Origin of the sequence: Shinella sp., from assembly GCF_052438155.1 — a bacterium.
Classification (GTDB): domain Bacteria; phylum Pseudomonadota; class Alphaproteobacteria; order Rhizobiales; family Rhizobiaceae; genus Shinella.
Window position 1 is genome coordinate 524,767 of the sequence record NZ_JBQVPI010000001.1, and the last position, 22,613, is coordinate 547,379.

Here is a 22,613-nt window from a genome sequence, read left to right on the forward strand (position 1 = left end):
AATGTTTTTTTGAAGAGATTTTTTCATTCCCCCGTTGACAGCGGCCGAACTGTGAAGAATTCTTTTCAGTAATGACAAAAGCCGGTCGAGGGGATCAGGCTCATGGGAATTCTGACTGGAGATGAGGGCGACCCCGTCGCCCTTGAAAATGCGTCTGCGCGTGGCCGGGTCATTCTTGTCTGCGAGCATGCATCGCGCCTTCTGCCCAAATCGCTCGGCACGCTCGGCTTGTCCGAAGAAGCGCTGGCGAGCCATATCGCCTGGGATCCGGGTGCACTCGCCGTGTCGCGCCTCATGGCGAAGAGCCTTGATGCGACGCTGATTTTCCAGCGCTTTTCGCGTCTCGTCTATGATTGCAATCGCCCGCCGGAATCGCCGGCTGCCATGCCGGAGAAGAGTGAGATATTCGATGTTTCCGGCAATGTCGGCCTTGATCAGGCGTCGCGCGACGCCCGCACCGAGGCGCTCTACCAGCCGTTCCGCGAAAAACTTTCCCGCCTGGTGAAGGACGGCATAGCGGAGGGGAGGGCGCCGGTGATCGTGACCATGCACAGTTTTACACCGATTTATTTCGGCAAGCAGCGGGCCGTCGAGATTGGTGTCCTGCATGATGCTGATACGCGTCTTGCCGATGCGATGCTTGCCGCCGCCGGCACCGGCGGTCTCTACAATATCCGCCGCAACGAGCCCTATGGGCCGGAGGACGGCGTGACGCATACGCTGAAGGAGCACGGCCTTGCCAACGGCCTGCTCAACGTGATGATCGAGGTCCGCAACGACCTCATTCGAGATGAAGTCGACCAGAGGGTCGTGGCCGACTATCTGGCGGGGTTGCTCATCGAGAGCCTTCCTGCCGCATAATCAAGAAAAAGACCCGGGGAGCGGCATGGCCGCGGCGCATATCCCACGCATTTCGTGGGCCTCAGACACAGGCGGGCCTCGGCAATTCCGCCAGGGACCAGTCGATACAGGGGAAAAACATGTCAGATTATTCGGATAACGATAAGCATGAGGATATGCAGGTCCTGCATTCCATGGGCTATGCGCAGGAACTCGAGCGGCGGATGAGCCAGTTCTCGAACTTTGCCGTGTCCTTCTCCATCATTTGCATTCTCTCCGGCGGCATCAACTCACTCGCGCAGGCGACATCTGGCGCGGGGGGCGCCGCGATCGGCATCGGCTGGCCGCTTGGCTGCTTCATTTCGCTCGTCTTCGCCGTCGCCATGGCGCAGATCAGCTCGGCCTATCCGACGGCCGGCGGCCTCTACCACTGGGGCTCGATCCTCGGTAACCGCTTCACCGGCTGGCTGACCGCCTGGTTCAACCTGCTCGGCCTCGTCACCGTGCTCGGCGCCATCAATGTCGGCACCTACTATTTCTTCATGGGCTCGTTCGGGACGCCGTATTTCGGCCTGGAAGACACGACCATGACCCGCATCCTGTTCCTGACGGTCATCACCGGTGCGCAGGCGCTCGTGAACCACATGGGCATCGGCCTCACGGCCAAGCTGACGGATTTCTCAGGCTACCTGATCTTCGCAACGTCGATCGCCCTCGCCATCGTCTGCCTCATTGCAGCCGACAGCTACGATATCGGCCGCCTCTTCACCTTCTCGAACTATTCCGGCGCGGCTGGCGGCAACGTCTGGCCGGAAAATTCCGGCACCTGGGTGTTCCTGCTCGGCCTGCTGCTGCCGATCTACACGATCACCGGCTACGACGCCTCCGCGCACACCTCGGAAGAAACCGTCAAGGCGGCGACGTCCGTGCCGCGCGGCATGGTCTCTTCCGTACTGTGGTCGGCGCTCTTCGGCTACATCATGCTGTGCTCGTTCGTTCTGATGATCCCGTCTTCTGTCACCAATGCCGACGGCACGACCACCGAGGGCATGGCGGCTGCCGCAGCGCAGGGCTGGAACGTCTTCTTCTGGACGATGGATACGCAGGTTCATCCGGTGATAAAGGATGTGCTCTATTTCTTCATCCTGATCGCGCAGTGGCTGTGCGGCCTCGCGACCGTTACGTCCGTTTCGCGCATGATCTTCGCCTTCTCGCGTGACGGCGGCCTGCCGTTCTCGCGCGGCCTGTCCAAGGTCAGCCCGAACTACCGCACGCCGGTTGCCGCCATCTGGACCGGCTCCATCCTGTCGGTGCTGTTCGTCTGGGGTTCGTCGCTCGTCTCCATCGGCGAGACGCCGGTCTACACCGTCGTCGTTTCGTGCACCGTCATCTTCCTGTTCTTCTCCTTCGCGATCCCGATTGCACTCGGCCTCTTCGCCTGGGGCACCTCGAAGTGGGACAAGATGGGTCCGTGGAACCTCGGCGAAGGCGTCTTCAAGCTCTTCGCCGTCCTGTCGATCATCGCCATGGTGCTGATCTTCGTGCTCGGCATCCAGCCGCCGAACGACTGGGCGCTCTACATCACCGTCGGCTTCCTCGTCCTGACCGCGATCATCTGGTTCGGCCTTGAAAACCGCCGCTTCAAGGGCCCGCCGATCGGTGAGGAAGTCGCTCGCCGCCAGGCCGAGATCGCTGCCGCCGAAAAGGCTGTCGGCCAGGTCTAAGCCATCTTAACGCGGGGGCCGCGCGTGCGGCCCCCGTTTTCATTTCCGACCGACGCGCGGCGATTGCCGGGCACCATTCTGGGACCAAGCACCATGAGCATGACCTACACATTCGATGATCTGAAGAAGGATGTTGCCGAGGGCCGCATCGACACCGTTCTCGCCTGCCTCGTCGACATGCAGGGCCGCCTCATGGGCAAGCGTTTTCAGGCGGAATATTTCGTCGAAAGCGCCTACGAGGAAACGCATAGCTGCAACTACCTGCTCGCCACCGACATCGAGATGGAGACCGTCTCCGGCTACAAGTCGACGAGCTGGGCCGCCGGCTATGGCGACTATACGATGAAGCCCGACCTTGCCACGCTGCGCAAGCTGCCCTGGCTGGAAGGCACGGCGCTGGTGCTCTGCGACGTGCTCGACCACCATACCCACGCGGAAGTGCCGCATTCGCCGCGCGCCATCCTCAAGAAGCAGGTGAAGCGGCTGGAGGCCCTGGGCCTCAAGGCCTTCATGGCGAGCGAACTCGAATTCTTCCTCTTCGATCAGACCTTCGACGATGCGCGCGAAAGCGGCTACCGCGATCTGCGCACCGCTTCCGGTTACAACGAAGACTACCACATCTTCCAGACGACCAAGGAAGAAGACGTCATGCGCGCGCTGCGCAACGGCCTGCAGGGTGCCGGAATTCCGGTGGAAAACTCCAAGGGCGAGGCTTCGCCCGGCCAGGAAGAAATCAACGTTCGCTATGCCGAGGCCGTCACGATGGCCGACCGGCATTCGATCATCAAGAACGCCACCAAGGAAATCGCCTGGCAGCGCGGCAAGTCCGTGACCTTCCTGGCCAAGTGGAACTACACCGCCGCCGGCTCCTCCTCGCACATTCACCAGTCGCTGTGGAGCCTGGACGGCAAGGAAGCAAAGTTCTTCGACAAGGACGCCAAATACGGCATGTCGGAGTTGATGCACAACTACGTGGCCGGGTTGCTCGCCCATGCCAGCGAGATCACCTATTTCCTCGCGCCCTATATCAATTCCTACAAGCGTTTCGTCGCCGGCACCTTCGCGCCGACCAAGGCAATCTGGAGCAAGGACAACCGCACGGCCGGCTACCGCCTGTGCGGCGAGGGCACCAAGGGCATCCGCATCGAATGCCGTGTCGGCGGCTCCGACCTCAACCCCTATCTCGCCATGGCGGCGCTGCTCGCGGCCGGTATTGCCGGCATCGAGGAAAAGCTGGAACTTGAAGCGCCCTTCGTCGGTGACGCTTATGGTGGCAAGGATGCCCGCGAGATTCCGAAGACGCTGCGCGGCGCAACCGCAGCACTGACCGACTCCAAGATGCTGCGCGAAGCCTTCGGCGACGACGTCATCGATCACTATGTCCGCGCCGCCGAATGGGAGCAGGAAGAATACGATCGCCGCATCACCGACTGGGAGGTAGCGCGCGGCTTCGAGAGGGCGTAAGGCTGCGGCCAGTCAAGGTCGAACCGGCCCCGGCGTAATCCTTCAGGGATATTTGCCGCGTGGCTGGATCGGCTATTGTCCGGCGCTAAAGTTCATAATCTGAAACAGGAAGTCGATCATGACTGTGATCAAATGCATATCCCCCGTGGATGGCTCGGTCTATGCCGAGCGCGAGGCGATGCCGCTGGCGGCCGCCCAAGAGATCGTTGCCCGCGCCAAGAAGGCACAGAAGAGCTGGGCCAAGCGTCCGCTTGAAGACCGTATCCAGCTGGTGCTGAAGGGTGTCGCCCGCGTCAACGAGATGGCCGACGAGATCGTGCCGGAAATTGCCTGGCAGATGGGCCGCCCGATCCGCTACGGCGGTGAGTTCAAGGGTTTCAACGAGCGCTCCAACTATGTCGCCGAGATCGCCGGCTCATCGCTGGCGCCGATCGTCGTCGAGAACAGCGCGCGCTTCGAGCGCCGCATCGAGCGCGAGCCGCATGGCGTCGTTTTTGTCATCGCGCCGTGGAACTATCCCTATATGACGGCGATCAACACGATCGCGCCGGCGCTGATGGCCGGCAATGTCGTCATCATCAAGCATGCCGCCCAGACGCTGCTGGTCGGTGAGCGCCTCGTGCGCGCCTTTGCCGAAGCCGGCATGCCGGAAGGCGTCTTCCAGAACGTCTTCCTCGACCATGACACGACCTCGGCGCTGATCGCCGCCAAGAGCTTCGATTTCGTCAATTTCACCGGTTCCGTTGAAGGCGGCCGGTCGATCGAGCGCGCCGCTGCCGGCACCTTCACGCCGGTCGGCCTCGAGCTCGGCGGCAAGGACCCGGGCTACGTCATGGAAGACGCGGATCTCGACGCTGCCGTCGATACGCTGATGGATGGCGCGACATTCAATTCGGGCCAGTGCTGCTGCGGCATCGAGCGCGTCTACGTCAACGAGAAGCTCTACGACGCTTTCGTCGAAAAGTCTGTTGCCTGGGTGTCCAACTACAAGCTCGGCAACCCGCTCGACCCGGACACCACCCTCGGCCCGATGGCGCACAAGCGCTTTGCCGCGACCGTGCGGTCGCAGATCGCCGATGCCGTCTCGAAGGGCGCCAAGGCGCTGGTCGACCCGAAACTGTTTCCGGCCGATGACGGCGGCGCCTACGTCGCCCCGCAGGTGCTCGTCGATGTCGATCATTCGATGGAGTTCATGACGGAAGAGACCTTCGGTCCGGCCGTCGGCATCATGAAGGTGAAGAACGACGCGGAAGCGCTCGCGCTGATGAACGACTGCAAGTACGGCCTTACCGTCTCGCTCTGGACGAAGGACAGCGACCGCGCCGCGACGATCGCCCGCGATCTGGAGACCGGCACCGTGTTCCAGAACCGCGCTGATTACCTCGACCCGGCGCTTTGCTGGACCGGTGTGAAGGAAACGGGCCGCGGCGGCTCGCTCTCCGTCATCGGCTTCCACAACCTTACCCGACCGAAATCCTACCATTTCAGGAAAGCTTGAAGAGCATGACCATCACCGCCAACTGGAGCTACCCGACCGCGATCAAGTTCGGGGCGGGCCGCATCAAGGAACTCGCCGATCACTGCAAGGCGGTCGGCATGAAGAAGCCGCTGCTCGTCACCGACCGCGGCCTTTCGACGATGCCGATCACGCAGGGTGCGCTCGATATCCTCGCTGCCGCTGGCCTTGGCCGCGCGATGTTCGCCGAGGTCGACCCGAACCCGAACGACAAGAACCTCGACGCCGGCGTCAAGGCCTACAAGGATGGCGGCCATGACGGCGTCGTCGCCTTTGGCGGCGGCTCCGGCCTCGACCTCGGCAAGGCGGTCGCCTTCATGGCCGGCCAGACCCGCCCGGTCTGGGATTTCGAGGATGTCGGCGACTGGTGGACGCGCGCCAATTCCGATGGCATCGCACCGATCATCGCCGTGCCGACCACGGCCGGCACCGGCTCGGAAGTCGGCCGCGCCTCGGTCATCACCAATTCCGAGACGCATACCAAGAAGGTGATCTTCCATCCGAAGTTCCTGCCTTCGGTGACGATCTGCGACCCGGAGCTGACGGTCGGCATGCCGAGGGTCATCACCGCCGGCACCGGCATGGACGCATTCGCCCATTGCCTCGAAGCCTATTGCTCGCCGTTCTACCACCCGATGAGCCAGGGCATCGCGCTCGAAGGCATGCGCCTCGTCAAGGAGTACCTGCCGCGCGCTTACAAGGACGGGACCGATATCGAAGCCCGCGCCCACATGATGTCGGCCGCCGCCATGGGCGCCGTCGCCTTCCAGAAGGGCCTTGGTGCCATCCATTCGCTGTCGCACCCGGTCGGCGCCATCTACAACACGCACCACGGCATGACGAATGCCGTCGTGATGCCGCCGGTGCTGACCTTCAACCGCCCGGCCATCGAGGCGAAGATCGTCAGCGCTGCGGCCTATCTCGGCATTGCCGGCGGCTTCGACGGCTTCTTCGACTATGTGCTGCGCCTGCGTGAAGAACTCGGCGTGCCGGACAAGCTGTCGGCGCTCGGCGTCGGCACCGACCGGATCGACGAAATGTCCGAAATGGCGATCGTCGACCCGACGGCTGGCGGCAATCCGGTGGAACTGACGCTCGACGCGGCCAAGCGCCTCTTCGTTGAGTGCATCTGAGTTTTACTTTTGACGAGCGGGGTGGCGGTCAGGTGGCTGCCACCCCGATTTTTTATTACAATTATTACGAATTGCGCCGCATGATGCTTGTCATCAGAATGTCATGCGACTGTCATGATTTGCGCCGCTCCGGCGTATCCTGGCGGTCTGATGCGGCGGTAGAGTCATGGCAGTCATATCGGTAGCGAACGCCAAGGGCGGTTCGGGCAAGACGACGGCGGCGGTTTTGCTTGCCACCGAACTCGTGCAGCGTGGTGTGCGCACCGCTCTTCTCGATTGCGACGAGCTGAAACTGGCGGCAAGCTGGGCGCGCGCCGCAAGGCTCGGCGAGGGGCTGACGCTGCTGGACAATGTCGCGGTCTCCAATTTCGCCGGCAATCTCAAAACCCTGCGCGGCAGCCATGACCACGTCATCATTGACCTGTCGGGCGCGCGGGATTCGTTGGTCGCGTTTGCTGCCGGCCTTTCCGATCTGGTGCTGGTGCCCGTCCAGGGTTGCGCAATGGATAGCCGTGGTGCGGCGCATGTGCTGGAACTGATCGATCTCGTCAGCGCCAATGCCCATCTGCCGATCAAGCGGGCGGTCGTGCTCTCCCGTGTCAATCCTCTCGTTACCACCCGTGCCCTGCGCAATGTGAAGGCGGTGCTCGATGCAGCACGGATTCCTGTCGTCGGTACGCCTGTCATCGAGCGCAGCGCCTTTCGCGACATGTTCGAGACGGGCGGCACGCTCTATTCGATGAATGGTGGCCGGGTGAGCAATCTCGACAAGGCGATCCTCAACATGCAGGTCCTTGCCGATGAGGTGTTGCGGCTTGTCGGCGTCGGGGAGGGGGGAAAGACATGGGCGAAGTCCGCCCCTGCCGCTTCGGCGCGAGCTGGCTTGTCTTCTTCGCCGCCCGTGAGCGTGCCGGCAGGTCCCTGAATTCTTACCGTTAACAATTGGCACGCGCCCGGAGAACACTGGTTTCCGGGCTTTTTTCTTGCGGTCGGCAAGCACCGTTCGTCGTCTCATTAATCTTCGCGATACGGAAATTTCCGTTTTGTTAACCATGTTTTGAAAGGTTTGAGCAAGCGGGCGCCATTGCACAGGGTCGCCCGACGAGAGCGATGAGCAGGCTCGCAGAATTCACGGGGAAAGACATGCCAGTCATCACATTTGCTAATGCCAAGGGCGGCGCGGGCAAGACCACCGCGGCCCTTATCCTGGCAACCGAGCTTGCCAGCCAGGGCCACCGCGTCACCATTCTCGACGCCGACCCGCAGCGCTGGATCAGCCATTGGCACGAGATTTCCGGCCGCCAGCACAATATCGCCGTCATCTCGGAAGTCTCGATGGCCTCCATCCAGTGCCATATCCGCGAGAACCGCGACACGACCGACTATTTCATCATCGACCTTGCCGGTGCTCGCGATGCGCTGGTCGCCACCGCCATCGGCCTTTCGGACCATGTGATGATCCCGGTGCAGGGCTGTGCGATGGACGCACGCGGTGCCGCGCAGATCCTCGAACTGCTGAAGCAGCTCGACGAGAAGGCGGGCATCCGTATCAACCATTCGGTCGTGCTCACCCGCATGAATGCGATGGTGACGACGCGCGCCATGACGGCCATCAAGGCGTTGCTGGCATCGCGCGGTGTTGCCGTGCTGGACACGCCGATCGGCGAGCGCACCGCCTTCCGTGATATTTTCGACGGTGGCGGCACGCTGTATTCGATGGACCCGGCCAGGGTGAGCAACCTCGACAAGGCCCGCGAAAACGCGCGGCTCTTCGCCGAAGAGGTGCTGCGTCTCATGCCGACGCGCAAGCGGGGTTCCCTCGAAAGGGGCTTCTTCCGCACCATCCCGCGCGCGGCCTGAGCAGATAGACTTGACGAACGGCAGGAACGGCTGCGACCAAACGCGCAGCCTTTGTCCCCATTAGGCGCAAGGCTTGGTAATGAACAATTTACCATGCCTAACCTAGTGATATTGCGTCTGAAAGCTATTCTCGAAGGCTCTGTGTCTTCGGCGTGATCCATGAGGGGTCGCGGGCGCGTGCGTGCCATTTGGCATTGCCGTCCCGATAGAGCGTTGTCGCTTTCCCCAGTTTCTCGTGTTGCCAGGATACCCAATCAGAATGAAGTCAGCCCCGCAGACTGCCAGCCAGAACCACGATATCGCGCGCCGCCTGGATTATCTCGGCCTCGACGAGCCGGCGCTGAAGCGGTTGCGCAGCCTGAAGCCCTTCATCGAGAAGGAGCTCGGTCCGGCGCTCGACAAGTTCTATGCCGTCGTGCGCAAGAGCCCGGAAGTCAACCACCTCTTTTCCAGCGATGCGCACATCAATCGCGCCAAGACTGCGCAGCTCGGTCACTGGGCAAACATCGCTGCCGGCGATTTCACGCATGACTATGCCGCGAAGGTGCAAACGATCGGCCATGTGCATGCGCGCATCGGCCTGGAACCGCGCTGGTATATCGGTGGCTACGCGCTGATCGTCGAGCATCTTCTGGCGGAAGCGGTGAAATCACTTTGGCCGAAACAAGGGTTTTTCAGCCGCCAGGAAATCACGCCGGAAGAGTTTGCGGCGAAATTTTCCAGCCTGCTCAAGGCCATGTTCCTCGACATGGACCTTTCCATCTCCGTCTATATGGACACATCCGACGTCACCAAGCAGCAGGCAGTGCAGGCGCAGGTCGTTGCCGAGGAGCGCAAGATCGTCGGCGACAGTTTCGGGGCGGCGCTGAAGCGGATTTCGGACGGCGACCTCACCGCGCGCATCACCGGGCCGCTGCCGGAAGCCTATGAGACGCTGCGCGAAGATTTCAACCACGCCATTTCCACGCTCTCGCAGGCCATCGGCGGCATTGGTGTGGGGGCGGGCTCCATCCATCTGAGTGCCCAGGAGATTGCGGCGGCCTCCGACGATCTCGCCAAGCGCACGGAGCGGCAGGCTGCCAATCTCGAAGAAACCGCGGCTGCCGTCGAAGAGGTGACCACCACCGTGCGCCAGACGGCGCAGAGTGCCAACGAGGCGAATGCGCTCGTCATGGCGGCGCGCGACAATGCGCAGCGCGGCGGCGAAGTCGTGGAACACGCAATTGTCGCGATGGGCGAGATCCAGGCTTCGTCGTCGGCGATCGCCAACATCGTCGAGGTCATCGACGAGATTGCCTTCCAGACCAATCTTCTCGCACTCAATGCCGGCATCGAGGCGGCGCGGGCAGGCGAGGCGGGACGTGGCTTCGCGGTCGTGGCGTCGGAAGTGCGTGCGCTTGCCCAGCGCTGCGCTGATGCGGCAAAAGACATTCAGGACCTGATCGCCAAGTCGCATGGTCAGGTCGAGGATGGGGTGCGCTCGGTCAACGAGGTTGCGCAGTCTCTGCGCCAGATCGTGTCTCAGGTCGTGGACGTGAGTGCAGTCTTCAACACCATCCGCTCCAGCACCGCGGAGCAGGCAACGGGCCTTCAGGCGGTCAACCAGGCGGTCAACGCCATGGACCAGATCACCCAGCAGAATGCCGCGATGGTCGAACAGGCCAATGCCGCGAGCCAGGCGCTGACGCAGGAGGCCGCCTCCATTGCCGCCCAGCTCAGCGCTTTCCGGACCGGCGGTACCGCACAGCCGGCACACGGTTCAGGCTATCGCCGCGCTGCCTGAGCGTTTTGACGGACTGAAAAGGAAGGCCGGGCGGCGTTTGCGTTGCCCGGCCTTTTCTCATTTCTGCATTCTCGCCTTCAGGATATCCATGAGTTTGCCATCGCGGGGCAGCTTTCCAGCCTTGCCTTGTCCGGAGAGCCAGTAGAACTGCCCGGGTTTCACCTTTGCCGGCAGCTCGTAATCCATGCCTTCCCACTCGTCCTCGCGGAAGGAGTAGAAGGCCCAGTGTCCGCCCTTTGCCTCGACAGCATCCATGACGTCGGTGAGATAGGTGCCGCAATCGGCCCACAGCCGCATGCAGCCGAACTCGGCGGCGACCACGCGGGTCGGCGGCAGGCCTTGCGTCTTCGCCCAATCGAAGGCCGTGTTGATGTGGTCCGCAACAGCCTTGCGGCCCCAAGACATCGTGCTGCCGGCATAGTCCGTTTGCGCGCCGGGATACCGAAGCGGCGTCTCGCGCTTCATGTTCGGTGCACTCGTCGCGTCATAGGGCTCGTACATGTGGAAGGCATAGAGCACCTTGTCATCAGCGAGCCGCTTCGGCCAGGCGGCGAGTGCGCGCGGATTGGCGTAGTAGCCGCTATCCACCATCACCGGCGTCACCGGATCGACGGCGCGGATCGCCTCGATGATGCGCGTGTAGAGTTTTGGCAGGTCGCGCGTGCCGCCGGCATGCTTTTCCTGCCAGGTCTGGATGTCGGCCATCGCACCGTTTTCGGCGAGCCCGGTGGTCTTTTCCGGTGCCGGTTCGTTAATGAGATTGTAGCCGGCGACGGCCGGGTGATCCTTCAGCGCGGCGGCGAGATCGCTCCAGAATTTCACGGCCTGATCGGCAAAGGCAGGATTCGACCAGAGCCGGTCGTCGAACTTTTCGCCGTTCTGCTGCTTCCAGCGCGCGCCCGGCAGGCTGAGCGGCGTTATCACGACCTTGACCCCGGCAGTCTGCGCCGCATCGAGCGTTTCCCGCAGCTTGGCGAGGTCCTTCGGCGGCAGACCCTTGTAGTGGTCGGCATCGCCGAGCAGGAAATCGCGGCCTTCGCCTTTCCATTTGCTGAAGGTGAGGCGGACCCAGGTTGCGCCGGTTGCGGCGAGCGCCTCGAAATAGGCCTTATCCGGCTCGGCGGCGTTGAAACTGTTGCCGCCCATTTGCGGCGTGTCCCAGAAGGTCATGAGATCGGCGGCTGAGGCGGCCTGCGGCATCGCGCCGGCAAGGGTGAGGCAAAGGAGGGCAGTGCGGAATTTTTGCAGCATGGGATACCGGTTTGACGGTTGGAAGCGAGGTGGTCGCCGCGTTGGGTGACCGTCGGCTGCTTCGCCGCAAAAACAGGCGTTTTCCGGTTCGCATCATGGCGGAACCGGATTTTCCCCCAGGAAAACAAAAAGCCGGCCCTGAAAGACCGGCTTTGCTTGTTCGTCTTCGATGTTCGTCAGTCGACGAATTCGACCGTGACGCCGGCGCTCGTCATCTTGGCAAGTTCAGTCGCATCCCAGTTGGTCAGGCGGATACAGCCGTGGCTCTGGGTCTTGCCGATCTTCGACGGTTCCGGCGTGCCGTGGATGCCGTAGGTCGGCTTGGAAAGCGCGATCCAGACGGTGCCGACCGGGCCGTTCGGGCCGGGCTGCAGGGTCAGCACCTTGTTGTTGGCGCCCTGCTGGAAGTTGATCTTCGGATTGTAGGTGTAGCCGGGATTGAGCGCGATACGCTCGACGGTCACCAGACCTGATGGCGATGGCGTGTCGGCGGAGCCGATGCTGGCTGGGTAGGCGGCAATCAGCGTGCCGTTCTCATCATAGGCGAGCACCTGCTTGCGGCCCTTGTCGGCGAGGATCTTCGCCACCTTGCCGGTCTTCTTTTCACCCGTGTCGACGACCTTGATGATCGTGCCCGGGATCGTGAAGTCGACACCCGGGTTGATATCCTTCAGATAGGCCTCGTCCATGTGGAACTTTTCGGCCAGCATCTCGATCGTCGAGGTGTAGGAGAGGTGCGGCAGCGCCGCCTTCTCCGCATAGTCGTTCGGAATGGAGGCAACGTAGGGGCCGGCCGCGTCGACAGCGGTGATCTCGTAGGTGGTGAAGGCCATGCCGCCGGAGAGGCGCAGGCGCTCCAGAATGTCATCGGCATTGTTCGGGTCGAGCGTTTCGCCGGTGCCGTTCTGCCAGGCCTCGATCGCCTTGGTGACGTTGGAACCCTTCTTGCCGTCGATCACGCCCGGCGAATAGCCTTCGCGGTCGAGAAAGACCTGAAGCGCCGTAATCTCCGCGGAAGACAGCTTGCCGAGCGCCGTTGCCGGCACGAATTTCGGGCCGGGCACGAATTCGGCGTTGGGATCGACGCCGTTTTCGGGGAGGGCGGCGTTGTCGTCGTTTCCGTTGAAGTCCGGCAGGGGCTGCGATCCGCCGAAATCGGCGTCCGGCAGGGTCTGGCGCTCGATATCGCCCGGCAGGGCCTCGCGCATTTCCGGCACGGAGCTGGTCGTCAGTTCATCGCCATAGTCGGATTCGGGCGCTGGCGGGAAATAGTCCGGGCTGGTTTCGGGATAGCCGCGCACTTCGCGGTAACGGTCCCGGCGCGGACGGTAGTCGTCCCCGCCACGGGCGAAATAGCGGTCGGCGGGCATGACGGTCGCAACCACATTGCCCCAGTCGTCGACATAGACCGTGCGGCCGCGATTGTCGCGCATAACACGCATGCGGTCATCGGGAACGTAGTCCAGAATATCGCCGTTCGGCGTGATCAGCACCGTGTCGGGTGAGGAATAGCGCTGCTGGGCAACGGCAGGCGTGACGGCGATTCCCAGGATGGATGCCACTGCGAGGAGCGAAATGCTTGTTTTAATAATAGAATTCACGGCTCTTGACCTGCCAGCTTGCACGTATCGTGCGGACGGAACACTTCAATTCGGACCTTAATATGGAAAAACTGAATCGATGGTGAACGTTACGTCAACACATACTGCAAAAACTTGTGATCGGCCGCGATGGTTCCGTGGAAAGATCGGGACCGAGGTGCTGCACCCCATGGTCTTGCGAACGCCTTGCCACTAGCATGGGTTCCTTTCATCGCTTTCCACCGGAGCCGCGGATGCCCTTCGCCTTGACCGCCGACACGCCCGAGCAATCGTTTCGCCTCGACCTGACGCCGCAATCGGTGCTCGATGTAGGCAGTGCGGTCTTCCATGGCGTCGATCTTTCGCCGGGCTCTGCCGTTCCCACGGATGGCGATCCGCGCATCGACAAGGCTCTGCCGGGTTTCCTGTTCACCTGCGGGCCGGATCACATCCGCCATCCGGTGCCGATCGAGGGGGCTTCCGACGGGCGGCGTTACCCGCTGCATGGTTCGCTGTCGTCGAACCCGGCGCAGGACATCCTGATCGAGGAGGACGAGGGCGAGGTGATCTGCGAGGCGCGCGTCGCCGTTTCGCTGGCGCAGGGCGGGTCCGCCGCGCTTGCCCGTCGCTGGCGTGCAGACCGCCGCGTCGGCCACATCACCCTCGACGACATCATCAGCAATGTTGGCGACACGCCCTGGCCGCGGTTTGCCATGTACCATATCAATTTCGGCACCGGCCTTTTCGACGAAAACACCCGGCTGACCGGGGCCATGCTGCCCGGGGGTAGCCTGCCGTGGCGGTTCGGCGATGGCGCTACGCAGATTTTCTGCGTACCGGCGGCCGAGACAGCGGAACATGGCTGGGCGGAAATCACCGTCGGGCCGATCGCCGCACTTGACGGGCGCAGTGTCCATATCCGCTTCCGCACCGATAGCCTGCCCTATCTTCAGGTCTGGCGAAACCAGTCGCCGGGTTCGGCCGTGCTGGGTATCGAGCCGGTCTCGCATCGCTTTGCGCCGCGCGACGAGTTGATTGCGGCCGGCGGCGCGCCGGACTTCGCCCCGGGAGAAAGTGCCAGCTACGGCCTTGCCTTCGAGGTTCGCTAGATTTCGCACGATTGACGCTCTGGCAGTGCGCGCTTAAACGGTGAGCGCCCCTATTTCGGAAAGGACCCATCCATGGATATCCGTGAGATCAACGACGAATATTCCGTCTCCGGCCAGATCACCGTCGAGGATCTCGACGCCGTTGCGGCTATGGGCTTCAAATCCATCGTCTGCCACCGCCCGGACCACGAGGAAGCGGGCCAGCCGGAGTTTGCAGCGATCGCCGCCCGTGCCAAGGAACTCGGCATCGAGACGGCCCACGTGCCCGTCGGGCCGATGGGTGTCACGGCGGAAGCGGTGAACGGCATGGTCGATGCGCTTGATGACTTGCCGCGCCCGATGCTCGGGTATTGCCGTTCCGGCATGCGCTCGACGAAGACCTACGAGCAGAGCCAGCGCCTTCGCGGCTGAGGGAACCCCCTCATCCGCCTGCTGGCACCTTCTCCTCGCAAGCGGGGCGAAGGATTGTGCCGAACCGGTTTCCTGAAAATATCATCCTGCGAAAAAGAATGGGACAGTGCCTCATCTCCCTTCTCCCCGCTTGCGGGGAGAAGGTCGCAGCAGCGGGATGAGGGGGCATTCACGCCCCCGCACAAAGCTATTTTCCGCTGCGAATATCCGAAAGCGTGCGCGTCGGCGTGATGGCTTCCGGATCGAGTTTCACCTCGATGATCGCCGGCTTGCCGCTGGCGCGGGCCCGCAGGAATGCGGCGGCGAAATCTTCCGTCTTCTCCACCGTCTCGCCGTGGCCGCCGTAAGCGATGGCGAGTGCTGCAAAGTCCGGATTGGTGAGGTCCGTGGCGCTGACCCGGCCCGGATAGTCCCGCTCCTGGTGCATGCGGATCGTGCCGTAGATGCCGTTGTTGACGACGACGGTGATGATCGGGAGCTTGTAGCGCACGGCGGTCGCGAATTCCTGCCCGTGCATCATGAAGCAGCCGTCACCGGCAAAGCAGATGACCTCGCGGTCGGGGTGAAGCTGCTTGGCGGCGACAGCGGCCGGCAGGCCGTAGCCCATCGAACCGGAGGTCGGGGCGGCCTGCGTGGTGAAGCGGCGGAAGCGGTGGAACCGGTGCACCCAGGTGGCATAGTTGCCGGCGCCGTTGGTGAAGATCGTGTCCTCCGCCGTGTTTTCCTCCAGCCAGGCCATGATCGGCCCCATCTGCACGTCGCCCGGACCGGTCATCGGCGGGGTCGACCATTTGAGATAGCTGTCATGCATGGCGGCGGTGCGGGCGGCCCAGCGCGGTGCGGCCTTCGGCGTCAGGGTTTCCAGCGCGGCGACGAAATCGTCCGGTGCGGCGCAGATCGCCAGATCCGGGCGGTAGACACGGCCGAGTTCCGACGGATCGGGATAGACATGCACCAGCTTCTGCTGCGGGTAGGGAACCTTGAGCAAGCTGTAGGTCGAGGACGGCATTTCGGAGTAGCGACCACCGAGCAGGACCACGAGGTCCGCCTCGCGGATTTCCTTGCCCAGTGCCGGGTTGATGCCGATGCCGGAATCGCCTGCGTAGTTGGGGTGCTGGTGATCGAACAGCATCTGCCGGCGGAACGAACAGGCGACCGGCAGCGACCAGCGCTCGGCAAAGGCGGTGAAGGCGGCAACGCTCGTCTCCGACCAGCGCGTGCCGCCGAGGATGACAAGGGGGCGTTCGGCCGCTTCGAGCAGGCCTGCGAGTTCTTCCATCTGCTTGCGGCCCGGATGGGCCTCGACCGGCATGTAGGCCTTCGCGGCGACCGTCTCGACCGTATCCGTCAGCATGTCTTCCGGCAGCGCCAGCACGACGGGGCCGGGCCGGCCGGAGGTGGCCACGGCGAAGGCGCGGGTGATGAATTCCGGAATGCGGCGTGCATCGTCGATCTCGGCCACCCATTTGGCGACCTCGGTGAAGGCGCGGCGGTATTCGACCTCCTGGAAGGCCTCGCGCTCGCGCGCATCGCGCTGCACCTGGCCGATGAACAGGATCATCGGAATGGAATCCTGCCGCGCGATATGCAGGCCGGCCGACGCATTGGTGGCACCGGGGCCACGTGTGACCATGCAGATGCCGGGCTCGCCGGTGAGCCGGCCCCAGCAATCCGCCATCATCGCCGCCCCGCCTTCCTGGCGGCAGACGAGCACGTCGACATCCGTATCATGCAGCGCATCGAGCACCGCGAGATAGCTTTCGCCCGGCACGCAGGCGACGCGCTTGACGCCGTTGGCTACGAGGGCGTCAACGATCAACTGGCCACCGGTTTTCATACGCTGTTCTTTCCTGCTTCGATAATGCTGAGTTCCGCCATAACGGCATCGGTATGTTCGCCAAGCCGCGGGCTCGGCCGGTCGTAGGCGAGCGGCGTGCCGGAAAACACGATGGGTGTGCGCACGCCCGGGATAAGGTTGCCGTCGGTATCCGGCAGGTCGACGCGAAGCCCGCGCGCTTTCACCTGCGGGTCATCGAAGGTTTCGGCAATGGAATTGATCGGCCCGGCCGGCACGCCCCCGAGCTCGCAGGCGTCGAGCAGGTCGGCCTTGGTGATGCCGGCCGTCGCGCCCGTGACCAGGCGGCGGACCTCCTCGCGGTTGGCGACACGGGCGCGGTTCGTGGCGAAGCGTTCGTCCTCGCTCACACCGTCGAGTTTCAGGATGCCGCAGAGCTTGCGGAACTGTCCGTCATTGCCGACCGCAAGGATGATGTGTCCATCGGCTGTCGGCACGACCTCGTAGGGCGAGATGTTCGGATGCGCATTGCCGAGCCGGTTCGGCGCCTTGCCGGAGGCGAGAAAGTTCATGTTCTGGTTCGCCATGACGGCCGACTGCACATCGAGCAGCGCCATGTCGACATGCTGGCCTTCGCCGGTCTTCATGACATGGATGAGGGCAGCCTGGATGGCGGTGACGGCATAGATGCCGGTAAAGATATCGGCGATGGCGACGCCCGCCTTCATCGGCTCGCCGTCCGGGGCGCCCGTCACGGACATGAAGCCGGACATGCCCTGCACGATATAGTCGTAGCCGGCACGGGCCGCGTAGGGACCGTCCTGGCCGAAGCCGGTGATCGAGCAATAGATGAGCTTGGGGTGCTTTTGGGCGAGGCTCTGGTAGTCGAGCCCGTATTTCACAAGGCCACCGACCTTGAAATTCTCGATGACCACATCGGCGGTGGCGATCAGCCGGTGGACGGTATCGCGACCTTCCTCCGTCTTGAGGTCGACGGCGATGGAACGCTTGCCGCGGTTGGTGGAGTGGTAATAGGCAGCAGACAGGTTTTCGCCGTCCTTGCCCATCACGAAGGGCGGCCCCCAGGCGCGCGTGTCGTCGCCGCCATCGGGGTTTTCGATCTTGATGACGTCCGCGCCGAGATCAGCCAGCATCTGGCCGGCCCAGGGACCGGCGAGAACCCGTGCCAGTTCGATGACCCGGATACCGGCAAGCGGCAGGTTCGATTTCTCCATCGTGCACTCCCTCCACGACGGGTGCCAGGCACACCGCCGGGCTTTTCGCCCATTTTCACTCTGGATAACAAAAAGCCGGCGGGCACGATAGCGGCAGGGGAGAAGGACATCATGACGGCTGAGACTGACATGATGCCTGCTTTCTTCAGATCGGCATGGAGACGGGTGGTGTCGTCGCTGTCTTGTTCAGTTGCCGCTCGCGCCAGATGACGTAGAGGCCGGAAGCGATGATGATCGCGATGCCGAGCCACTTCACTGCATCCGGCAGGTGGCCGAACACCCACCAGCCGAGAATGGTGGCCGAAACGATCTCGAGATATTGCAGCGGTGCCAGCGTGGAGGCGGGTGCTGCGCGATAGGCATAGACGCCGAGCACGCCGGCAATGGTGGCGGCGACGGCGGCACCGGCGATATAGAGCATGTTCGTCATGTCCGGCATGACGGGCGTCAGGAAAGAAATGCCGGCAATGCTGCCGACAAGGAGCAGTGCTCCGGCAAAAAGCCCGCCCCACATCCCGGCATAGAACTGCATCGACCAGGGGTCCTCCTTCTGCGCGACGAGACGCGTCAGCATGAAGAAGAGCGCAAGCGAGAAGGCCGAGACGACCGGCAGCAGCGCGATCAGGCCGACTTCCTGCAGGCTCGGCTGGATGACGAGCAGCGAGCCGAAGAAGCCGACGCCGCAGGCCGTGTAGCGCCGCCAGCCGATGGTTTCTTTCAAAAAGATCGAGCCGAGGATCGTCAGGATGATCGGCTCGACGAAGAAGATCGCGATGGCATCGGCCACTTCCATGACGGCAAGCGGCGTCACGAAAGTGATCATGGTGATCGCCATCAGCAGGCCGCGGGTGGCATGCAGGCCCATCTTCTTCCAGGTCACGTCGAAAAGCGTGCCGCGTATCAGACAGATCGGCCCCAGCACCGTCATCTGGAAGAGCAGGCGCACGAAGGTGATTTCGGTTGCGGGCACCGAAGTGACTGCGAGCTTTGCAAAAACATCGATGATTGGCGAAATCAGTACCGAAAGCACCATGAGGAAAAGCCCGAGACTGACCTCGTTGCGCAGCGGTATTATGGCGGATTTGGTCATGCGTGTTCCGGAGTTCGGGGCCTTTCGCCTGCGACGCGCCGGCACCAGCCGGCAAAGGCTTCAATGGCGGGGTCGCGCAACGCCGGGCTTTCGTTCAGCGTTTCGTGGCGCATGCCGGGATAGACGATCGTGGTCACGTCCTCAAGCCGTGATTTTTTCAGCCGCTCGGCGAACGCCAGGGTTGCGCGCCCGAGATCCGTCGCGGGATCCTCTTCGCCGCCGACGAGGTGGATCGGCATTCGCTTCGGCAGGCGGGCGAGCCCGGCCGCGGAGGCATCGGCGAAGGTGACTACGAAGATATCGATCCACATCGAGACGTTGATGTCGAAGCCGCAGAGCGGATCGGCGATATAGGCATCGACTTCGGCGGGGTCATGCGACAGCCAGTCGAACGCCGTGCGCCGCCCGGTGATGGATTTGCCCCAGGCATCGAAGGTAAGACGCGGCAGCACGCCGCTTGGAACGTCCGAGCCTTTCAGCATGCGCTCCGCCGCCAGAACGGCTTGCGCGATGCGCCCAGCCAGCCCCGGTTCCAGGTTCGAGTTCCAGACGGCGAGCGCGTCAATGTCGCTCGGATGGGCCTCGGCGAAGGCGAGCGCAAACAACCCGCCCATCGAATGCCCGAAGAGCACGACGGGCAGGCCCGGATGCCGGCTGACCGCATGGTCGCGCACCGCGCGCATGTCGGCAAGAACGCGGCTCACGCCGTCTCGTGGGGCGAACTGCCCGAGGGGCGCATCCGGCGCGGTGGTGAAGCCATGGCCGCGATGGTCATGCGCATAGACGTGAAAACCTTGCGCCGCCATATGCGCGGCGAACCGGGCGTACCGTGCGCTGTGCTCTGCAAGGCCATGGCTGATGAGAAGAATACCGTGCGCCTCCCCGCGGGCGGCCTCGTGCCGCAGCGCAAGCGTCGCGCTGCTCGGGCTTTTGAGCGTCTCGGCCTCTGAAAACACGGCTGGTCCTCCCGTTTGCCAAAGGTCAACGCGATTTGCCATGCAAAGACAATGGGATGCGACGTGTATTTTTTGAAGGACTCCCGTTTTTCGCGATTTTACGGATTCCTGGTTGCATTTTCCTGATTTTTGGTTGCATATGATCTTGTTTTGTTCTCGTGCGGAGACTGGTCATGAAGACGAATGCTGCACTGATTTTCAACGCCGTTTTGTTCCTTTGCATTGTGTGTCTCTCCTGCCTCGTCGGAGCTGGCCTTGCCGTCGCCCAGTCCGCGCCCGCTGGCGGCGACCAACGGGAAGTCCTCTCCGTCAGTTGGCAGCCCGGCTATTGCGCGGCGCGGCCGAAGAGCCGCGGCTGTGCGGATTTTTCGGCGACGTCGCCGGCTGCCCGGCAGCTTTCGCTGCTCAGCCGCTTTCAGGTGCGCAAGAGCTATTGCGGCATCGAAGCCGATCTCAAGCAAAGGGCGCGCAAGGGAAAGTGGACGGATCTGCCGGAAATCGTTCTGGCGACCGGCACAAAGGAGCGCCTGCTCGCCGCCATGCCCGCCGCACGCCTCGGCCTCGATCGTCAGCAATGGTTGAGGAGCGGCAGCTGCGTCGCGGCCTCGGCAGAAGTCTATTACAGCCGTTCGCTGGACCTCATGGATCAGTTGAATGCCTCTCCGGTGCGTGCACTCTTCACGCAAAAGGCCGGCGGAACCCTGTCGCTCACGCAGGTCCGGGCGGCGTTCGACGAGGCCTTTGGCCCGGGCGCCGGCGAACGGGTGCGGCTCAGCTGCCGCAAGGCCGGCGACAAGACCCTCATTGTCGGCCTGACGATTGGCCTTGCAGCGGGCGAGGGTAGGCTTGCGGACTTGATCGATGGTTCATCGCCAACGAAGTCGCGCTGCACCGAGGGCGATCTGGGCATGGGGCAGGCCGGCTAGCCATAGCCCGGGCCTGGTTTCTGCGAAGGCGCCATTGCTTCTGGCAAGGCGGGAGGACGTGGAGCTGGCAACGCAATTTTAAGCGGACCCACCCTATCGTCCGGATCGCAAGAGATGCGGGGCAAGGCGATGGCGGAGAGTGTTTCCGAAGCGGAAATTGGGGCCGGCACGCTGGATGCCGCCTCCACGACGCGATCCTTCGGTGTCGTCTTTGCTACCAGCCTTCTGATCGTACTCATGGACTTTGCGGACGGCAGCCTCTTCAATGTCGATGTCGATGACCGGCTTCGTGAATTGCAGATCCGGTTCCTGCTGTCGGAAAAGGGCAGCTGGTACGATCCGGCGCTGCCCTTCATCGCTATGCCGGCCCCATATCTCTCCCCCTGGTCGCGTCTCGTCGATCTTCCCTATGTCGTGATCGCCAAGGGCCTGTCGCTTGTGATGTCGGCGGGCCAGGCGCTGCAGGCGGCGTTCTGGATCTGGCCGCTGGTCATGCTGGCGGTTTTCAGCCTGCTTGTGACGTCCCTTGCTACGCGGCTGTTCGGTAGATCGACGCTGCCCCAGCGAACGCGGATGATCGCGCTCGCTTTGATGACCATGTTCATGGCGATCGCGGTTCTGGAGTTCGTGCCTGGACGCATCGATCACCACAATGTGCAGATCCTCGCCCTGCTTGCGATCGCTCTCGGTGTCTGCCGGTGGGATCGGGTGGGCGGAATGCTGATCGGCCTTGCAAGTGCCGCGTCTCTCATCGTCGGTCTCGAAGGCCTGCCGTTTGTTGCCTTTGCCTATGCAGCACTTGTCGGTGCATTTGTCCTTGATGTTCGCGGCGCCCGCGCAATGTTGTGGACGGCGTCGCTCGGCATGTTTGCTGCGACGGTTTGCGGTGCCGTTGCGTTTCTCGGTGTTCCCGGCATCCTCTCGGTGCAATGCGATGCCTTTTCGGCGCCCTATATCGTCCTGATGCTCTGCTTTTCCGGCATTCTCGGATTGTGTTGCCTTATGGTGCGCGGTAATGCCTTCGTGCGCCTCGCAGCATTGGCCATACCATCGGTTGCTCTCTCCGGGGTCGCCGGCTTCGGCTTCCGGGCCTGCCTTGCCGGCCCCTATGCTGTGATCGACCCGCTGTCGCAGGCCTACTGGTTCGACAGGATATGGCAGGAGCACAGCATCCTGTATTTCTATGCAGGCGAGCGATATAGTCTGGTCGTGCTGTTTGCCCTGCTGGCGGCCGTGCTGCTTGCCGTAGCGCCTCTGGCCGTGCGGCAGGCCCGTTCCACCTTTGCGCCGTGGCTGATTGTCTATGGCCTAGCGGTCGTCGCTCTTGTCCTGACCGTCGTGCAAACGCGCTATATCCGCTTTCCCATTGCGCTGGCGCCACTGTTCCTGCCGGTTTTGATTGGTTGGGCTGCTGATGGTGCCGACCGGAACTACGGCCGTCGTGCGATGATTGGGGCTGTAGCCCTTTGCTGGACCATTTTGGCCGGGCTGTTCTTTCTCGTTCCTCCCTTCCAACCGGCGGCCGATGCCGTCGATTTCATGGCGAGTGATCAATGCACAGGGCAGGATTTTTCCGTGCTCGATGCGGTCACGCCGGGGCGGATCGCCGCGCCGAGTGGTGTCGGCATGCCGATCCTGTTCACCGCGCCGGATGGATTTTCGGTCGCCGCGCTGCCGTTCCACCGGGCGTCGCCCGGCATGAAGCGCATGTACGAGGCGTTTCTGTCCACCGATCCCGCCATCCGCAGAGCCGCTCTGGCGCCGTTCGACTATGTCGTGGTCTGTCGGTCTCCAGTGGCGGCCGACCCGCAGCGCGCGCCGCTTTACGCCGCCTTGTCGGCGGGAAAGGACTGGCCGGGCCTCGTTCGCATGAAACCGCCGCATGAATCCGGCTTTCAGCTCTTCCGCATCGACCATGCCGCCCTGCGATAGGGGAAGGC

General features: G+C 63.0%; 18 protein-coding genes. 12 read left to right on the forward strand and 6 right to left on the reverse strand.

From position 1 onward, the window contains the following. Positions 1–102 precede the first annotated feature (102 nt). From ACT6VE_RS02450 to ACT6VE_RS02485, 8 genes are all read left to right on the forward strand, one after another. The gene (locus ACT6VE_RS02450; protein ID WP_444797030.1) at positions 103–861 is read left to right on the forward strand and encodes an N-formylglutamate amidohydrolase; all 759 of its coding nucleotides are present in this window, start codon (positions 103–105) and stop codon (positions 859–861) included. Between the two features lie 119 nt (positions 862–980). Then, positions 981–2,564 (forward strand): amino acid permease, encoded by a 1,584-nt coding sequence (locus ACT6VE_RS02455; protein ID WP_444797031.1) that lies wholly within the window; start codon positions 981–983, stop codon positions 2,562–2,564. A 99-nt stretch (positions 2,565–2,663) separates the two neighbouring features. Continuing rightward, complete coding sequence (locus ACT6VE_RS02460; protein WP_444797439.1) at positions 2,664–4,028, forward strand: glutamine synthetase family protein; 1,365 nt, start codon at positions 2,664–2,666, stop codon at positions 4,026–4,028. Between the two features lie 118 nt (positions 4,029–4,146). Further along, the gene (locus tag ACT6VE_RS02465; RefSeq protein ID WP_444797032.1) at positions 4,147–5,526 is read left to right on the forward strand and encodes an aldehyde dehydrogenase family protein; all 1,380 of its coding nucleotides are present in this window, start codon (positions 4,147–4,149) and stop codon (positions 5,524–5,526) included. Positions 5,527–5,531: 5 nt separating this feature from the next. Beyond that, on the forward strand, positions 5,532–6,677 hold the full coding sequence (locus tag ACT6VE_RS02470; protein WP_444797033.1) for an iron-containing alcohol dehydrogenase: 1,146 nt from the start codon (positions 5,532–5,534) through the stop codon (positions 6,675–6,677). Positions 6,678–6,843: 166 nt separating this feature from the next. Continuing rightward, on the forward strand, positions 6,844–7,602 hold the full coding sequence (locus ACT6VE_RS02475) for an AAA family ATPase (protein ID WP_444797034.1): 759 nt from the start codon (positions 6,844–6,846) through the stop codon (positions 7,600–7,602). Positions 7,603–7,820: 218 nt separating this feature from the next. Continuing rightward, positions 7,821–8,537: an AAA family ATPase gene (locus tag ACT6VE_RS02480; protein WP_444797035.1), complete on the forward strand. Its 717-nt coding sequence runs from the start codon at positions 7,821–7,823 to the stop codon at positions 8,535–8,537. A 259-nt stretch (positions 8,538–8,796) separates the two neighbouring features. After that, the gene (locus ACT6VE_RS02485; protein ID WP_444797036.1) at positions 8,797–10,320 is read left to right on the forward strand and encodes a methyl-accepting chemotaxis protein; all 1,524 of its coding nucleotides are present in this window, start codon (positions 8,797–8,799) and stop codon (positions 10,318–10,320) included. A 57-nt stretch (positions 10,321–10,377) separates the two neighbouring features. On the opposite strand, the gene ACT6VE_RS02490 is transcribed toward ACT6VE_RS02485, so the two are convergent. Both ACT6VE_RS02490 and ACT6VE_RS02495 read right to left on the reverse strand, forming a co-directional pair. Next, positions 10,378–11,571 carry a glycoside hydrolase family 5 protein gene (locus ACT6VE_RS02490; RefSeq protein WP_444797037.1) on the reverse strand — a complete coding sequence of 398 codons (1,194 nt, stop codon included), beginning with the start codon at positions 11,569–11,571 and terminating at the stop codon, positions 10,378–10,380. 176 nt (positions 11,572–11,747) lie between these two features. Further along, on the reverse strand, positions 11,748–13,124 hold the full coding sequence (locus ACT6VE_RS02495; protein WP_444797440.1) for a L,D-transpeptidase family protein: 1,377 nt from the start codon (positions 13,122–13,124) through the stop codon (positions 11,748–11,750). Between the two features lie 281 nt (positions 13,125–13,405). On the opposite strand from ACT6VE_RS02495, the gene ACT6VE_RS02500 reads away from it, so the two are divergent. Then, entirely contained in the window at positions 13,406–14,260 is an 855-nt protein-coding gene (locus ACT6VE_RS02500) for a DUF4432 family protein (protein WP_444797038.1), read from the forward strand. Between the two features lie 72 nt (positions 14,261–14,332). Further along, the gene (locus ACT6VE_RS02505) at positions 14,333–14,671 is read left to right on the forward strand and encodes a TIGR01244 family sulfur transferase (RefSeq protein WP_444797039.1); all 339 of its coding nucleotides are present in this window, start codon (positions 14,333–14,335) and stop codon (positions 14,669–14,671) included. A gap of 187 nt (positions 14,672–14,858) precedes the next feature. Here the strand turns inward: ACT6VE_RS02505 and ACT6VE_RS02510 are convergent, their stop codons facing one another. From ACT6VE_RS02510 to ACT6VE_RS02525, 4 genes are all read right to left on the reverse strand, one after another. After that, the gene (locus ACT6VE_RS02510) at positions 14,859–16,508 is read right to left on the reverse strand and encodes a thiamine pyrophosphate-binding protein (protein WP_444797040.1); all 1,650 of its coding nucleotides are present in this window, start codon (positions 16,506–16,508) and stop codon (positions 14,859–14,861) included. Next, on the reverse strand, positions 16,505–17,701 hold the full coding sequence (locus ACT6VE_RS02515; RefSeq protein WP_444797041.1) for a CaiB/BaiF CoA transferase family protein: 1,197 nt from the start codon (positions 17,699–17,701) through the stop codon (positions 16,505–16,507). The genes ACT6VE_RS02510 and ACT6VE_RS02515 overlap by 4 nt, the downstream gene beginning before the upstream one ends. Before the next feature lie 145 nt (positions 17,702–17,846). Continuing rightward, positions 17,847–18,791, reverse strand: coding sequence for a DMT family transporter (locus ACT6VE_RS02520; protein WP_444797042.1), 945 nt, complete (start codon positions 18,789–18,791; stop codon positions 17,847–17,849). Continuing rightward, positions 18,788–19,747 carry a lysophospholipase gene (locus ACT6VE_RS02525; protein ID WP_444797043.1) on the reverse strand — a complete coding sequence of 320 codons (960 nt, stop codon included), beginning with the start codon at positions 19,745–19,747 and terminating at the stop codon, positions 18,788–18,790. Before ACT6VE_RS02525 ends, ACT6VE_RS02520 begins: the two co-directional genes overlap by 4 nt. Positions 19,748–19,920: 173 nt before the next feature. Here ACT6VE_RS02525 and ACT6VE_RS02530 point away from each other — a divergent pair, with 173 nt between their 5' ends. Together ACT6VE_RS02530 and ACT6VE_RS02535 are read left to right on the forward strand one after the other, a co-directional pair. After that, positions 19,921–20,673: a ribonuclease gene (locus tag ACT6VE_RS02530; RefSeq protein ID WP_444797044.1), complete on the forward strand. Its 753-nt coding sequence runs from the start codon at positions 19,921–19,923 to the stop codon at positions 20,671–20,673. 114 nt (positions 20,674–20,787) lie between these two features. Beyond that, a complete protein-coding gene (locus tag ACT6VE_RS02535; protein ID WP_444797045.1) occupies positions 20,788–22,605 on the forward strand; it encodes a hypothetical protein in 1,818 nt (605 codons plus the stop codon). The last annotated feature ends 8 nt before the right edge of the window (positions 22,606–22,613 follow it).

Coding starts and splice junctions, on each gene's coding strand:
- ACT6VE_RS02450 (WP_444797030.1), top strand. CDS start 103: ATGGGAATTCTGACTGGAGATGAGGGCGACCCCGTCGCCCTTGAAAAT.
- ACT6VE_RS02455 (WP_444797031.1), top strand. CDS start 981: ATGTCAGATTATTCGGATAACGATAAGCATGAGGATATGCAGGTCCTG.
- ACT6VE_RS02460 (WP_444797439.1), top strand. CDS start 2,664: ATGACCTACACATTCGATGATCTGAAGAAGGATGTTGCCGAGGGCCGC.
- ACT6VE_RS02465 (WP_444797032.1), top strand. CDS start 4,147: ATGACTGTGATCAAATGCATATCCCCCGTGGATGGCTCGGTCTATGCC.
- ACT6VE_RS02470 (WP_444797033.1), top strand. CDS start 5,532: ATGACCATCACCGCCAACTGGAGCTACCCGACCGCGATCAAGTTCGGG.
- ACT6VE_RS02475 (WP_444797034.1), top strand. CDS start 6,844: ATGGCAGTCATATCGGTAGCGAACGCCAAGGGCGGTTCGGGCAAGACG.
- ACT6VE_RS02480 (WP_444797035.1), top strand. CDS start 7,821: ATGCCAGTCATCACATTTGCTAATGCCAAGGGCGGCGCGGGCAAGACC.
- ACT6VE_RS02485 (WP_444797036.1), top strand. CDS start 8,797: ATGAAGTCAGCCCCGCAGACTGCCAGCCAGAACCACGATATCGCGCGC.
- ACT6VE_RS02490 (WP_444797037.1), bottom strand. CDS start 11,571: ATGCTGCAAAAATTCCGCACTGCCCTCCTTTGCCTCACCCTTGCCGGC.
- ACT6VE_RS02500 (WP_444797038.1), top strand. CDS start 13,406: ATGCCCTTCGCCTTGACCGCCGACACGCCCGAGCAATCGTTTCGCCTC.
- ACT6VE_RS02505 (WP_444797039.1), top strand. CDS start 14,333: ATGGATATCCGTGAGATCAACGACGAATATTCCGTCTCCGGCCAGATC.
- ACT6VE_RS02510 (WP_444797040.1), bottom strand. CDS start 16,508: ATGAAAACCGGTGGCCAGTTGATCGTTGACGCCCTCGTAGCCAACGGC.
- ACT6VE_RS02515 (WP_444797041.1), bottom strand. CDS start 17,701: ATGGAGAAATCGAACCTGCCGCTTGCCGGTATCCGGGTCATCGAACTG.
- ACT6VE_RS02520 (WP_444797042.1), bottom strand. CDS start 18,791: ATGACCAAATCCGCCATAATACCGCTGCGCAACGAGGTCAGTCTCGGG.
- ACT6VE_RS02530 (WP_444797044.1), top strand. CDS start 19,921: ATGAAGACGAATGCTGCACTGATTTTCAACGCCGTTTTGTTCCTTTGC.
- ACT6VE_RS02535 (WP_444797045.1), top strand. CDS start 20,788: ATGCGGGGCAAGGCGATGGCGGAGAGTGTTTCCGAAGCGGAAATTGGG.